Source organism: Frigidibacter sp. MR17.14 (assembly GCF_037095735.1).
GTDB lineage: Bacteria > Pseudomonadota > Alphaproteobacteria > Rhodobacterales > Rhodobacteraceae > Frigidibacter.
Genome location: NZ_JBAWKD010000008.1, coordinates 1 through 13,884, shown reverse-complemented (window position 1 = coordinate 13,884; position 13,884 = coordinate 1). Strand labels below are relative to the sequence as shown.

Below are 13,884 nucleotides of genomic sequence, written 5' to 3'. Positions count from 1 at the left end.
GCGATTCGGCGGGCGGGAGGGGGGGGACGGCCCGGGCCCGGGCCGCAGGAGCGCCGCGAATTTCGTCATTGCCGCAGGCCCGGGCAGGGCGCGGGCCGCGGCGAAGCCCGCCCCTGCGGCAGCATTCCGCTATTCCGTCGGGATGCGTCGTTTTTCGACGACGCTTTTGCGCCGCGTTGCCGCATGATCCTGTCGATGGGGCGGCGAGGGTCGCCCTCGCAGTTCCAGCCCCAAACCTACCGGGCCGATGAGGACCACGATGCGCGACGCCGACGCCCTTGCCCTGCTGATGACGCGGAAGAAGAACTTCTCGCTGCCCCAGCCCTTCTACAACGATCCCGGCATGTTCCAGATCGATCTGGAGAAGTTCTGGTATCGCGACTGGCTGTTCGCGACGCCCGCCTGCGACATCCCGAAGACCGGGAACTACATCACCATGCAGGTCGGCGCCTATCCGGTCGCCGTCGTCCGCGGCTCGGACGGCAAGATCCGCGCCTTCCACAACACCTGCCGCCACCGCGGCCAGCGGATCTGCACCAAGGTCAAGGGCTCGGCCCCGAAGATGGTCTGCCCCTATCACCAGTGGACCTACGAGCTGGACGGCAAGCTGCTTTATGCCCGCGACATGGGGCCCGATTTCGACGCCTCGCAGTACCGGCTGAAGGAAGTGCACTGCCGCGAGGCCGGTGGCATGGTCTTCGTCTGTCTCGCCGACGAGGCGCCGGCCTTCGACGCGCTGGCCGAGCGCATGGATGCCTATATCGGCCCCCACAAGCTCGACGACTGCAAGGTCGCCTTCGAATCGACGATCATCGAGAAGGCGAACTGGAAGCTGGTGATCGAGAACAACCGCGAGTGCTATCACTGCTCGGGCTCGCATCCGTCGCTCTGCCGGACCTATTCGGACAGCCCGACGATGACGGCGATGGACGGCCCCGACTCGGCCGCGCCCGAGATCATGGACCACTGGAAGCGCTGCGAGGCCGCGGGCCTGCCCTCGCGCTTCACCAACAAGCCGGACTTCCAGTGGCGGCTGGCGCGGATTCCGCTGCTGAACAACGCCGAGAGCTTCACCATGTCGACCAAGGCCGCTGTCACCAAGCGGATGGGCGACGTGCCGTTCAACGACGCGGGGTCGCTGCTGTTCTACCACTACCCCAACAGCTGGAACCACTTCCTGGCCGACCACGCCATCGTCTTCCGCATCCTGCCGATCTCGCCGACCGAGACCCAGGTGACGACCAAGTGGCTGGTGCACAAGGACGCGGTCGAGGGCACCGATTACGACCTGCAGAAACTGACCGAGGTCTGGATCGCCACCAACGACGAGGACCGCCAGGTGGTCGAGGAGAACCAGTACGGCATCAACTCGCCCGCCTACGAGCCCGGCCCCTATTCGACGCTGGTCGAGGAAGGCGTGATCCAGTTCGTGGACTGGTACTGCGACTCGATGGGTCAGCGGCTGACCGGCCGTTCGATCCTCGCGGCGGAATGAGCGCATGAGCTTCTCCGTCTATGGCAGCGCCCCGTGGAAGGACACGGAGGAGCTGGAATGCACGATGGTCATTCCAGAGGCGCCGAATGCCTTCAGCTTCTGCTTCTCGGCGCCCTCGGGGGCCTGGTTCGACTTCGCGCCGGGCCAGTTCCTGACGCTGGGCCTGCCGATGCCGCACGGCGTCGAGTGGCGGACCTACACGATCTCGTCCTCGCCCTCGCGCCACCTGTCGCTGACGGTCACCGTCAAGGCGCAGGAGGGCTCGGTCGCGTCGCGCTGGATGATCGAGCATCTGAAGCCGGGAATGCGGATCAAGGCGATGGGGCCGGGGGGCGTGTTCTGCCTGAAGGATGCCAAGCCGCGGAAGTACCTGTTCGTCTCGGCCGGGTCGGGCGTCACCCCGATGATGTCGATGGCGACCTATCTGTGGGACACCGGCGTCCAGCCCGACGTGGTGATGATCAACTGCGCGCGCACGCCCACGGACCTGATCTTCCGCTCGCGGCTGGAGCACATGGCCTCGCGCACGCCGGGGCTGAAGCTGCAGTTCGTGGTGCGCGAGGATGATCCCTATCGTACCTGGACCGGCTACAAGGGGCGTTTCAACGCGCTGATGCTGGGCCTGATGGCGCCGGACTACCTCGAGCGCGAGATCTTCTGCTGCGGGCCGGACGGGTTCATGACCTCGGTCCGCGAGATGCTCTATTCGCTTGGCTACGACATGGAGCACTACCACCAGGAGAGCTTCCACGCCCCGGCCGAGACCGCGGCCGAGGTGCCGGTGCACGACGACGTGGTGCCCTCGGACGACAACATGGCCGAGGTCGAATTCGTGGCCTCGGGCAAGTCCGCGACCTGCCGCGAGACCGACACGCTGCTGCAGGTGGCCAAGTCCTCGGGGCTGAACATCCCTTCGGGCTGCACCTTCGGCGTCTGCGGCACCTGCAAGGTGAAGAAGACCGCCGGCGATGTGGTCATGGTCCACAACGGCGGGATTTCCGACGAGGACATCGAGGAGGGCTATGTGCTGGCCTGCTGCTCGAAGCCGATCGGGAAGGTCGCGATCGACATCTGAGGCTCCTGTTGGCCCTGATGACTGGCCCTGCCCCGGGAGAGGGGGCGGGGCCTTTTTTTGTTTTGGGGCAGGCCGGGGCTCTGCCCCGGACCCCGGGATATTTGGGCCGATGAGAAAGGGGTCAGTAGCCGCGCTGCGGGTCGACGAGGTGCAGGAGGGGCAGGCCCGCCTCGCCGCGGGCGACGTTCTCGGCGATGACCTCGGAGGCGCTCGCGGGGCGGGTGGCGGCGGCGAGATGCGGGGTCACGGTGATGCCGGGATGCGCCCAGAACGGGTGGTCGGCGGGCAGCGGCTCGGTCCGGAACACGTCGAGGGTCGCGTGCGAGAGCTGGCCCCTGTCGAGCGCGGCGAGAAGGTCCGCGTCGTCGATCAGCTGGCCGCGCGCGGGGTTGATGAGGACGGCGCCGGGGGCGAGATGCGCCAGCGCGGCGGCGTCGATCAGGTTTTCCGTCTGGGGCGTGAAGGGGGCGAGCAGGACGAGGATCTGCGCGCCTGACAGGGCCTCGGCGAAGCCCTCGGGGCCCGAGAGGCAGCGGAGCCCGGGGATGTCCTTGGGCGAGCGGCTCCAGCCGGTGACCGGGAAGCCGAGGCCGGCCAGCGCCTGCGCCGCGGCGGCGCCGAGCGCGCCGAGGCCCACCATCGTCACCGGGCGCTCGCGGGCGAGCGGGGGCGCGGGGCGGTCGGTCCAGGGGCCGGTGCGGTTCGCGATGTCGGCATCCATGCCGAGGTGATGGCGCAGCACATGGCCGGTCACGTATTCGACCATGCCCTCGGTCAGCGCGGGTTCGACCATCCGGGCGAGCGGCATCGTCAGGGTGGGATTGCCCACCAGCTTCTCGCAGCCGGCCCAGAGGTTCAGCATCGCCTTCGCCCGCGTGAAGGGCGAGAAGTCCTGCGTCACCGCGCCGTTCGCGACGACGATGTAGTCGACCGCCGCCGGGTCCGGCGCCTCGGGCGAGATCCGGGCGTCGATCCCGCGACGGGCAAGGGCCGCGGTCAGCGGGGCCTCGTAGTCGGGCCAGAGGCGGGGCGGGGCGGCGAACCAGAGGGTGACGGGCATGGCAGGGTCCGGGATGGGCTGGGAACAGCGGGCGACCCTGCCTTAGTGCCGTGGATCGGCGGCGGGCGGAAGGCCGGGACAGCGGAGGCGGGCGGGAAATCCCGTGCCGCAGCGCCTGCCATTCCGCGGGCCGTGCCCGCCGGCCCCGGGTCGGCTGCGCCTTTGTGCCACGGTTTCCAGGCTGGTCTCGGGGGTGAGGTCGGGGCGGGGACAGGGCGTTGCGCGGCCCGGAAGGGTCTGGCCGTGGTTCCCTGACGTGTCTGGGATAGTCACAAGTTCACTGACGAGGGGCCTTCGGGACGACCTGCAGACCGCGCGTCGGGGCGCTGGCCGTGGCACGTTGCCTTCGGGGCGCGCTGCCAGCCGGTGCGGCTGTGGCGCTGTTCCCGGGCGCGAGCGTCGGTCTCGATGCGGGTGCGCCGCCGGCCTTCGGGATCACCGCCAAGGCGCTGTCGGACGACCGATGCGACGGGGGCGTGGCGGCGCTGGGCGCCACCCGGTATCCGGGATAGACCCGGACCTTCGGGGCGCGGGGACCTGTCGGTGGGTTAGACCTTCGAAGATGGCGCGGTGCTGGCGGGTTGGGACGTCCCGGCGCGCAGCCCGGTGCTGGCGGCCGGCTGGGCCGACATCGCTGCGGACAGGCCCGCGGAGGAGGAGGGGGCCCCGCTGACCGTGACGCCGGCCGCGCCTGCGCCGGTCTCTGGCAGCGGCGGCGGCGCGACCGCCGAAGACGGATCGAGATAATCCGGGCGGCGGCGGCCGGGACTGGCGCGGCGGCTCAGTTCGGGCCGCCGCGGGGCTTGTGGATATGGGCGCTTTGCACCAACCCGAAGGCCACCATCAGCACCATCATCGCCGAACCGCCGTAGGACACCAGCGGCAGCGGCACGCCCACCACCGGGGCGAGGCCCATCACCATCGCCATGTTCACCGAGAAGAACAGGAAGAAGGTGCCGGCGATGCCGATGGTCACGAGGCTGGCGTAGCGGTCCTTGTTGTTCATCGCCGAGACCAGGCAGAAGCCGATGATCAGCACGTAGAGCGTCAGAAGCGAGATCGCGCCGAGGAAGCCGAATTCCTCGGCCAGGGTCGTGAAGATGAAGTCGGTGTGCTTTTCGGGCAGAAAGTTTAGCCGCGACTGGGTGCCCTGCATGAAGCCCTTGCCGGCCCAGCCGCCCGAGCCGAGCGCGATCTTGGCCTGGGTGATGTGGTAGCCCGCGCCGAGCGGGTCGGTCGAGGGATCGAGGAAGGTGTCGATCCGGCGGAACTGGTAGTCGCGCAGAAGCTGCCAGTCGGTGCCGCGCGACGAGAAGACCAGCGCCACCGCCCCGATGCCGAGTGCCGCGACCGCGGCGAAGTAGAACCAGCTGACCCCGGCCGCGAACATCACGATCGCGCCGCCGAGCGTCACCTGGATCGCGGTGCCGAGGTCGGGCTGGGTCAGCACCAGGAACACCGGGGTGCCGATCATCGCCAGCGGCACCAGCACCCAGAGCGGGCGCGAGACCTTGTTGACGTCGAGCCAGTCGTAATAGGCCGCGAGCAGCATCACGATCGAGATCTTCATCAGCTCGGACGGCTGCAGCATGATGAAGCCGAGGTTGATCCAGCGCTGCGCGCCCATGCCGACATGGCCGAAGAATTCCACGATCAGCAGCAGCGAGAGCGAGACCAGATAGGCCAGCGCCGACATGTTGCGCCAGAACCAGACCGGCACGAAGCCGACGATGAACATCAGGACCACGCCGACCGCGAAGCGCTTCATCTGCGGTTCCGCCCAGCGCTCGACGTCGCCGCCGCCTACTGAGTAGAGCATGATGAACCCGGCCGAGGCGACCGCGATCAGCAGCAGCACCAGCGGCCAGTTGACATAGAGCACCTTGCGGAGCCCGGTCGGCACGGTCTTGACGTTGTATTCCAGGTAGCTCACGGGGCGGACCTCAGGCGCGGGTGGGGGGCGCAGCGGCGGTCAGCCGCGGATCGAGCAGGTTCATCTTGGCACGCTGCGCCTCGACCTTGCCGCGCTGGTCGGCGGGATAGGCGGTCAGCGGCGGCAGCCCGCCCGACAGCGCCTGCATCAGGATGTCGCGCACGATCGGGCCGGCGACGCTGGAGCCGCCCGAGCCGTGTTCGACCACGACCGCGCAGGCGACCTTGGGGTTGTTGTAGGGCGCGAAGCCCACGAAGAGCGCGTGGTCACGGCGGTTCCAGGGCAGCTGGTCGTTGCGCACGACCCCGGTCGCGCGTTCGGCGGCGGTGATGTTGCGCACCTGGCTGGTGCCGGACTTGCCGGCGATCATCATCGCGTCGTCGACGCAGCGCATCCCGTAGCCGGTGCCGCCGCGGATGTTGACCACGTCATGCATCCCCTTGCGGGCGGCGCGCAGGAAGGCGTCGTTGATGCCGAGGCTGGCGGGCTGCGGCGCGGGCGGTTCGACCCCGTCGATCGAGCGGATCAGCCGCGGCTCGATCGCGCGCCCGGTCGAGATCCGCGCGGTCATCACCGCCAGCTGCAGCGGCGAGGCGAGGATGTAGCCCTGGCCGATGCCGGCGTTGACGCTGTCGCCGATCTGCCAGTCGCGGCCGTAGCGCTCGGCCTTCCAGGCGCGGGTCGGCATCAGGCCCTCGGCCACCGCCGACATCGGCAGGTCGTGGCGGGTGCCGAGGCCGAGCTTGCGGCCCATTTCCGAGATCTTGTCGATGCCGACGCGCTGCGCGGCCTCGTAGAAATAGACGTCGCAGGAATGCATCAGCGCCTCGGTCAGGTTGACCGAGCCGTGGCCGCCGCGCGACCAGCAGTGGAAGCGGCGGGTGCCGAGCTGCATGAAGCCCGGGCAATAGACCGTCTCGCCGGCGTTCATCACCCCGGCTTCCAGCGCGGCCAGCGCCACGACCATCTTGAAGGTCGAGCCGGGCGGATAGGTGCCCTGCACCGACTTGTCGGCCAGCGGCCGATGGTCGTGGTTCATCAGCGCCGAGTAGTCCGGCCCCGAAATGCCGCGCACGAAGAGGTTCGGGTCGAAGCTGGGCGAGGAGACGACGCCGAGGATGTCGCCGGTTTCGACATGGATCGCGACGCCGGCGGCGCTTTCGCTGCCGAGGCGCTGCTGCATGTAGTTCTGCAGGCCCAGATCCAGCGTCAGCTGCACCCGGCTGCCCTGCTTGCCGTCGATGCGGTCGAGCTCTCGCATCACCCGGCCGACGGCGTTCACCTCGATCCGCTTGGTGCCGGCCTCGCCGCGCAGATCTTCCTCCATCTTCGCCTCGATCCCGACCTTGCCGATCTGGAACTTCGGGATCTGCAGCAGGGGGTCGGGGTCTTCCATCTTCGACAGGTCGTAGTCCGAGACCGGGCCGACATAGCCGATGACATGGGCGAAATCGCCGGAATAGGGGTAGTAGCGCGACTGGCCGACCTCGGGCGTGACGCCGGGCAGCGCGGGGGCGTTCACCGCGACGCGGCTGAAATCCTCCCAGCTGAGACGGTCGGCGACGGTGATCGGCACGAAGGACGAGCGGCGTTCCGATTCCTTCAGCGTGCGGTCGATGTCTTCTTCCGTCAGCGGGATCAGCCGGGACAGGCGGTGCAGCACGTCCTCGACGTCGCCGGCGTCCTCGCGGGTGATGACGACGCGGTAGTTCTGTTCGTTGCCGGCCAGCAGGTTGCCGTTGCGGTCGTTGATCAGGCCGCGCGCCGGCGGGATCAGCCGCATGTTGATGCGGTTCTCTTCGGCCAGCAGCTTGAAGTCGTCAGCCTCGTCGACCTGCATGTGATGCATGCGCAGGCCCAGAACGGCCGCCACCGCGGCCTGCGAGGCGCCGAGGAACAGCGTGCGCCGGGTGATGCGGCGGGCGCTTTCGGCGGTGTCCTTGGGCGATCGTCTCATGCGCGTCTCCCCAGTCGTCGTCCCAGCCCGCGGGGTGTGCCGTCCCGCTCGGGCGGGCCGGGCAGGGCGCGGGCCACGAGATGCGTGGCGCCGACCACGGCCGGATAGGCCAGCATCGTCGCCACGGTCTGCATTGCCGTCATCCACAGCGCCGGGCGCGGAATCATCGCCAGCGCCAGCACCGCGCGGTAGCCGATCGTGATGAAGAAGATTACCGCCGCGGCCATGGCCCAGTCCACCGCGAAGGGCAGCCGGCGCACCGCCGAGGCGCGGTCGCGCAGGAATTCCGAGCCGAAGAGCACCATCAGCGTCCAGAGCCCCGGCGGGCGCATGGTCAGCATGTCCTCCAGCAGGAAGACCGCGACCAGAAGCGGGGCCGAGACCACGTCGGGCCGGCGCAGCACCCAGGCGAGGGCGAGGCACAAGAGCAGGTCGGGGCCGGGAATGCGCGGCGGCAGCGTCGAGAGCGGCAGGATCCTGAGGAACATCAGGAAGATCGCGAGCCCCACGAACAGCAGCCGCAGGCTCCAGCGGCGCGAGGTGGCGGGGTCGATCATGGCCGGGCTCGCGGCGGCGCGGCGCCTGCCGTGGCACCGGTTCCGGCAGCGGCACCGGCAGCGGGACCGGGCCCCGGCGTGCCGTCGGGCTGCGGCCCGAGCATGCGGGACTGTTCGGCGACCAGCGGCGGCACCTCGGGCGGGATCAGCACGCCGGGATCGGTGATCCGTTCCGCCGGATGCGAGCGCAGGACGCGCAGGAAATCGAGCCGGTCGTATTCGGCGGCCAGCCGCACGCGCAGGCGGTTGTCGCGGTCCTTGGCGACCTCGCCCACGAGGATGCCGGAGGGGAAGACGCCGCCGTCGCCCGAGGACACGACGCGGTCGCCGGGGCGGACCTGTTCGGGCGCCTCGAGGAAGTCCAAGGGCGGGATCGCGGTATTGTCGCCGGCGAGGATCGCGCGCTGGCCCGAGGGCTGGATGGTGACCGGGATCCGCGACGAGGAATCGGTGAGCAGGATCACCCGCGCCGTGCGTTCGCCCACGCCCGAGATCCGGCCCACGAGGCCGAGCCCGTCCATCGTGGCCCAGCCGTCGACGATGCCGTCGCGGGCCCCGACGTTCAGCAGCACCGACTGGCGGAAGGGCGAGCCCGAGTCGGCCAGCACCACGCCCGAGACCGAGGTCAGCTGCGGGTCGAGCCGGACCTGGTTCTGCGCGAGAAGCTTGGCGTTCTGCTGCTCGAGCTGTACCGCGGCCTCTTTCCAGGCCTTCATCTGCTGAAGCTCGCGCTTGAGCTGCTGGTTCTGCTCGTAGATCCGGGAGTAGGAGCGGGCGCTTTCGACCATGCCGACGACCTTGGTCACCGGCAGCAGCGCCCAGTCCATGTTCGGCACCACGCGGTCGACCAGCGCGTCGCGGAAGCGTTCGACCCGCGGACTGTCGATCCGCCAGACCAGGAAGGTGGCGACAAGCAGGATCGCGAGCACCGCGATCAGGATGCGGCGCACCGGTCCGGCAAAATCGATGTCGGCGTTGCGGTCTTTGGCCACGGCTGGTCCCCGGAAGGGCGGGGATCAGGCCCCGCCCGTGTCAGCTGGCTGCGCTCAGCTGTCGTAGTCGATCACATGGCGCAGTTGCTTTTCGTATTCCAGCGCCTTGCCGGTGCCGAGCGCCACACAATTCAGCGACTGGTCGGCGATCGAGATCGAGAGGCCGGTCTGCTCGCGCAGCGCGAGGTCGAGTTCACCCAGCAGCGCGCCGCCGCCCGTCAGCATCACGCCGCGGTCGACGATGTCGGCGGCGAGGTCGGGGGGCGTGGCTTCGAGCGCGGTCATCACCGCCTCGCAGATCGACTGCACCGGCTCGGCCAGCGCCTCGGCGACCTGGGCCTGGTTGATCTCGGTCTCTTTCGGGACGCCGTTCAGAAGGTCGCGGCCGCGGATCAGCATCGAGGCGCCGCGTCCGTCGTCGGGCATGCGGGCGGTGCCGATCGAGGTCTTGATGCGTTCGGCCGTGGATTCGCCGACCAGAAGGTTCTGCTGGCGGCGCAGGTAGTTGATGATCGCCTCGTCCATCCGGTCACCGCCGACGCGGACCGAACGGGCATAGACGATGTCGCCGAGACTGAGGACGGCCACCTCGGTGGTGCCGCCGCCGATGTCGACGACCATCGAGCCGGTGGGATCGGTGATCGGCATCCCGGCGCCGATCGCGGCCGCGATCGGTTCGGCGATCAGGCCCGCGCGGCGGGCGCCGGCCGACAGCACCGACTGGCGGATCGCGCGTTTCTCGACCGGGGTGGCGCCGTGGGGCACGCAGACGATGATCTTCGGCTTGGTGAAGGTCGTGCGCTTGTGCACCTTGCGGATGAAGTGCTTGATCATCTCTTCGGCGACGTCGAAATCGGCGATGACGCCTTCGCGCATCGGCCGGATCGCCTCGATCGAGCCGGGGGTGCGGCCGAGCATCAGCTTGGCATCCTCGCCCACGGCGAGCACCTGCTTCTTGCCGTCCTTGACGTGATAGGCCACGACCGAAGGCTCGTTCAGGATGATCCCGCGTCCCTTCACATAGACCAGCGTGTTCGCCGTACCGAGGTCGATCGCCATGTCCGACGAGAAGAGACCGCCAAAGCCTACCATTGTCCGTTCCTGCTCATGCCCCATCGCCCGCGACTCAGGGGATTCCCCGCGCAGGCCGCGCCCTTATAGGCAAGGGGCAGGGTGTCGGAAAGGGCGCTGGCCACCCCCGGCCAGACGCCGCCGATATGCCGCAGGGGGTTTGGCGATCACAAGATCGGCAGGCGGCGGTTGAGGCGCAGGAGTGCCGCCGCGGCAGGCAGCGAGAGGACGGCCACGGCGAGGTAGCGCAAAGTCGGCGCGGGGTCGGCGGTGTCGCGCACCAGCTCGATCAGCCAGGGGTGGATCAGGTAGATGCCGGTGGCGATGCCGGCCAGCCGCCCGGCGAGGCCGGTGGCGCGACCGCGCCAGCCCGCGTCCGAGATCGTGGCGACCAGAAGCGGGCAGAGCGCGATCAGCGACAGGTGCAGGTCGAGGCCGACCCCGGTGCCCATCGCGCGGCCGGTCCAGATCACCTCTGTCGCGAAGGCGAGCATGGCGAGGGCGAGACCGGCGCGCAGCAGGGCGCGGTGATCGGCGAAGGCGTGGCGGGCCCGCGCGGTGCAGAGGCCGAGCGCGAGATAGGGGAAGGCGAACATCACCGCGTTGCGCACCCGGTCGGTGTCGGTCGGGATCTCGCCCTCCATCATCCGGTGCTGGAGGATCCAGGCGGCGGCCGCGATGGCGGTGGCGAGAAGCGCGAGCGGCACGGTGCGCATGCCGCGCAGCAGCCAGAGCAGCACCCCCGCCTGCAGCATCGCGACGAGATACCAGAGATGGAAATAGCCGAACCACAGAGAATAGGCGACGTCACCCGCCGAATGCTCGCCCCCCCACCAGAGCGGCAGGTAGGCCAGCATCCACAGGACATAGAGCGTGGCGGCATGGCCGAGCCAGCGGCCCGGGCCTTCGCGGGTGGCGCGTTCGAAGTAGAAGCCCGAGAGCACGAAGAAGGTGGGAACCGCGATCCGGGCGAGGCCCTGGACGAGGATGAACTGCGGCCATTTGCCGACATCCGCCAGCGCCCCGGTGTGAATCGCGACGACGAGGAGCGCGAGGACGATGCGCAGGCTGTCGAGGCCGAGATCCCGCTCGCGCGCCCGCGGCCGGTCGGCGGCGCCGGGCGCGGTGCGGTGCCAGCCGGCAAGGGCGCCGGTGGTGGGGTCGGATGCCTGGGTCATGCTCTGCCTCGTTCGTCGCCGTCTTCCGTGGTGGGCACCTTTGCGGCGGTGCGGCGACTCAAGGGGCGGGGTGGGGCAGGGGTTCCGGGCGGGGATTTCGTCGGCAGGGGTTTGCCGGTTCGCGGGGATCGCGACGGCGAGGGGGCGCTGCCCCCACCGCCCTGTGGGCGGCCCCCCGGGATATTTGGACCAATGCGAAAGGGGCTAGGGGAGGGGGCTCCGACCCCGCGCGTGCCGCGCTCCCCCGGAGTATTTGGACCAATCCGAAAGGGGGGCGGGCGGCCCGTGGGGGCCGCCCGAGGCAGGGGTCAGGCGCCGGCGCTGCGGTAGCTGACGGTGCGCGTGTCCTCGTTCGGGGCCGATTTCTCGCGCCGCACCCGCAGGCGATTGAGCGCGCCGACATAGGCCTTGACCGAGGCCAGGATCGTGNGGGGCCCCCCCGAGGCAGGGGTCAGGCGCCGGCGCTGCGGTAGCTGACGGTGCGCGTGTCCTCGTTCGGGGCCGATTTCTCGCGCCGCACCCGCAGGCGATTGAGCGCGCCGACATAGGCCTTGACCGAGGCCAGGATCGTGTCGGTGTCGGCCGAGGAGCCGGTGACGATGCGGCCGTCTTCCTCGAGCCGCACCTGCACCGTCGCCTGGGCATCGGTGCCGCCGGTGACCGCGCTGACCTGGTAGAGCTTCAGGCGCGCATTGTGCTTGAAGAGCGCCTTCACCGCGTTGAAGGCCGCATCGACCGGGCCGTCGCCGGTGGTCGAGGAGGTCTGTTCCTCGCCGCCGACCAGCATCTTCAGCTCGGCGGTCTGGGGGCCTTCGGTGCCGCAGACGACCTTGAGGTATTTCACCACCAGGTAGTCCTGGTCGGTGTTCTGGGCGCTGTCGGCCATCAGCGCGACCAGATCCTCGTCGAAGATCTCTTTCTTGCGGTCGGCCAGCGCCTTGAAGCGCACGAAGACGTCGTTGATCTGGTTGTCGCCCAGATCGAAGCCGAGATCCTTCAGCTTGGCGCGCAGGGCCGCGCGGCCCGAGTGTTTGCCCATCGCGATGTTGGTTTCGGTGATGCCGATATCGGCGGGGCGCATGATCTCGAACGTCTCGACGTTCTTCAGCACGCCGTCCTGGTGGATGCCCGATTCGTGCAGGAAGGCGTTCTTGCCGACCACCGCCTTGTTGAACTGCACCGGGAAGCCCGAGACCTGCGCCACGCGGCGCGACAGGTTCATGATCTTCGTGGTGTCGATGCGGGTCGCGTAGGGCATCAGGTCGCGGCGGACCTTGATCGCCATCACCACCTCTTCCAGCGCGGTGTTGCCGGCGCGCTCGCCGAGGCCGTTGATCGTGCATTCGATCTGGCGCGCGCCCGCCGACACGGCGGCGAGGCTGTTCGCCGTCGCCATGCCCAGGTCGTTGTGGCAGTGGGTCGCGAAGATCACGTCGCCGGCGCCCGGCACCCGCTCGAGCAGCATCGCGATGATCTCGGCGCTTTCGGTGGGCAGGGTGTAGCCGACGGTGTCGGGGATGTTGATCGTCGAGGCGCCGGCCTTGATCGCGGTTTCCACGACGCGGCAGAGGAAGTCGCGCTCGGTCCGGATCGCGTCCATCGCCGACCACTGCACGTTGTCGCAGAGGTTGCGGGCATGGGTCACCGTCTCGTGGATCCGCGCCACCATCCCGTCCATGTCGAGCTTGGTGATCTCGCGATGCAGGGGCGAGGTGCCGATGAAGGTGTGGATCCGCGGCTGGGCCGCGTGGCGGATCGCCTCCCAGCAGCGGTCGATGTCGGTGAAGTTGGCGCGCGACAGGCCGCAGATCACGGAGTTCTTCGCGTTCTTCGCGATTTCCGAGACGGCGGCGAAATCGCCCTCGGAGGCGATCGGGAAGCCCGCCTCGATGATGTCGACGCCCATCTCGTCCAGGAGCGCCGCGATCTCGAGCTTCTCGGCATGGGACATGGTGGCGCCCGGCGACTGTTCGCCATCGCGGAGCGTGGTGTCGAAGATCAGGACGCGGGATTTGTCGGTAGCGGTGGTGGTCATCGGATCTCTCCGGCTTCTTCTAGGGTCTGATGTGGTGCCCGGCGCTGGTCATCTCTGAGCGGTCGCGCCGGAGGGCACGCTCAGAGGAGACTAAGAAGAAGCAGCAGACCACGGGGCGCGGGGGCGCTGGATGCGCCCGGTGCGATGAGAATGTGCAGGTCCCGTGTCATGGCGGCGACCCTATAGGCACCGGGCGAAAGATGCAAAAGGAAATCGGCCGCGGGATCGGCGCAACTTTCGCAATCGCCGCAGGGCCGGGTGTGCCGGCTGCCCCCGGGCGCGGTCGGGCCGGGCCGGAGCGGCGCCGGTCGGAAGCGCCCCCGAGGGCGGGCGCGGAGGGCGGGCGCGATGGCTCGGGCGGGAGATGCCGCGAGGGCCTGGAGAATGACAAGGATAACGCGCGCGCGTAGCGGGGGGCGAAGCCGGGCGCGCTCTTCCGTCCGTGTCAGCGGCGTTCCGCAGGGGCAGGTGGTTGTGTTTCATTTTTTTCGCGAATCCCACTTGCGGGGGTCTTCGAGTTTCCCTAGATAC

At 69.2% G+C, this 13,884-nt stretch carries 11 protein-coding genes; 3 read left to right on the top strand and 8 right to left on the bottom strand.

The window, feature by feature from the left end:
- Positions 1-259: 259 nt before the first annotated feature.
- Complete coding sequence (locus tag V8J36_RS17155) at positions 260-1,495, top strand: aromatic ring-hydroxylating oxygenase subunit alpha (RefSeq protein ID WP_336468548.1); 1,236 nt, start codon at positions 260-262, stop codon at positions 1,493-1,495.
- 4 nt (positions 1,496-1,499) lie between these two features.
- Positions 1,500-2,570 carry a hybrid-cluster NAD(P)-dependent oxidoreductase gene (locus tag V8J36_RS17150; protein WP_336468547.1) on the top strand — a complete coding sequence of 357 codons (1,071 nt, stop codon included), beginning with the start codon at positions 1,500-1,502 and terminating at the stop codon, positions 2,568-2,570.
- 121 nt (positions 2,571-2,691) lie between these two features.
- On the opposite strand, the gene V8J36_RS17145 is transcribed toward V8J36_RS17150, so the two are convergent.
- Entirely contained in the window at positions 2,692-3,630 is a 939-nt protein-coding gene (locus tag V8J36_RS17145; protein WP_336468546.1) for an NAD(P)-dependent oxidoreductase, read from the bottom strand.
- A 332-nt stretch (positions 3,631-3,962) separates the two neighbouring features.
- Between V8J36_RS17145 and V8J36_RS17140 the strand changes: the two genes are divergently transcribed.
- On the top strand, positions 3,963-4,142 hold the full coding sequence (locus V8J36_RS17140) for a hypothetical protein (protein WP_336468545.1): 180 nt from the start codon (positions 3,963-3,965) through the stop codon (positions 4,140-4,142).
- 269 nt (positions 4,143-4,411) lie between these two features.
- Here the strand turns inward: V8J36_RS17140 and rodA are convergent, their stop codons facing one another.
- From rodA to V8J36_RS17105, 7 genes are all read right to left on the bottom strand, one after another.
- On the bottom strand, positions 4,412-5,563 hold the full coding sequence (gene rodA, locus V8J36_RS17135) for a rod shape-determining protein RodA (RefSeq protein ID WP_336468544.1): 1,152 nt from the start codon (positions 5,561-5,563) through the stop codon (positions 4,412-4,414).
- Between the two features lie 10 nt (positions 5,564-5,573).
- On the bottom strand, positions 5,574-7,520 hold the full coding sequence (gene mrdA / locus V8J36_RS17130) for a penicillin-binding protein 2 (RefSeq protein ID WP_336468543.1): 1,947 nt from the start codon (positions 7,518-7,520) through the stop codon (positions 5,574-5,576).
- Complete coding sequence (locus V8J36_RS17125) at positions 7,517-8,077, bottom strand: rod shape-determining protein MreD (RefSeq protein ID WP_336468542.1); 561 nt, start codon at positions 8,075-8,077, stop codon at positions 7,517-7,519. The genes mrdA and V8J36_RS17125 overlap by 4 nt, the downstream gene beginning before the upstream one ends.
- A complete protein-coding gene (gene mreC, locus V8J36_RS17120) occupies positions 8,074-9,069 on the bottom strand; it encodes a rod shape-determining protein MreC (protein ID WP_336468541.1) in 996 nt (331 codons plus the stop codon). Before mreC ends, V8J36_RS17125 begins: the two co-directional genes overlap by 4 nt.
- Positions 9,070-9,123: 54 nt before the next feature.
- A complete protein-coding gene (locus V8J36_RS17115) occupies positions 9,124-10,161 on the bottom strand; it encodes a rod shape-determining protein (protein WP_336468540.1) in 1,038 nt (345 codons plus the stop codon).
- Between the two features lie 146 nt (positions 10,162-10,307).
- Positions 10,308-11,318: an acyltransferase gene (locus V8J36_RS17110; RefSeq protein ID WP_336468539.1), complete on the bottom strand. Its 1,011-nt coding sequence runs from the start codon at positions 11,316-11,318 to the stop codon at positions 10,308-10,310.
- Between the two features lie 451 nt (positions 11,319-11,769).
- The gene (locus V8J36_RS17105) at positions 11,770-13,353 is read right to left on the bottom strand and encodes a 2-isopropylmalate synthase (protein ID WP_336468538.1); all 1,584 of its coding nucleotides are present in this window, start codon (positions 13,351-13,353) and stop codon (positions 11,770-11,772) included.
- Positions 13,354-13,884 lie beyond the last annotated feature (531 nt).

What these genes read in the sequence shown, in the direction of transcription:
- V8J36_RS17125 (WP_336468542.1), bottom strand. Translation starts at nt 8,077, where the DNA reads ATGATCGACCCCGCCACCTCGCGCCGCTGGAGCCTGCGGCTGCTGTTC.
- V8J36_RS17145 (WP_336468546.1), bottom strand. Translation starts at nt 3,630, where the DNA reads ATGCCCGTCACCCTCTGGTTCGCCGCCCCGCCCCGCCTCTGGCCCGAC.
- V8J36_RS17110 (WP_336468539.1), bottom strand. Translation starts at nt 11,318, where the DNA reads ATGACCCAGGCATCCGACCCCACCACCGGCGCCCTTGCCGGCTGGCAC.
- V8J36_RS17155 (WP_336468548.1), top strand. Translation starts at nt 260, where the DNA reads ATGCGCGACGCCGACGCCCTTGCCCTGCTGATGACGCGGAAGAAGAAC.
- V8J36_RS17150 (WP_336468547.1), top strand. Translation starts at nt 1,500, where the DNA reads ATGAGCTTCTCCGTCTATGGCAGCGCCCCGTGGAAGGACACGGAGGAG.
- V8J36_RS17105 (WP_336468538.1), bottom strand. Translation starts at nt 13,353, where the DNA reads ATGACCACCACCGCTACCGACAAATCCCGCGTCCTGATCTTCGACACC.
- mrdA (WP_336468543.1), bottom strand. Translation starts at nt 7,520, where the DNA reads ATGAGACGATCGCCCAAGGACACCGCCGAAAGCGCCCGCCGCATCACC.
- V8J36_RS17115 (WP_336468540.1), bottom strand. Translation starts at nt 10,161, where the DNA reads ATGGTAGGCTTTGGCGGTCTCTTCTCGTCGGACATGGCGATCGACCTC.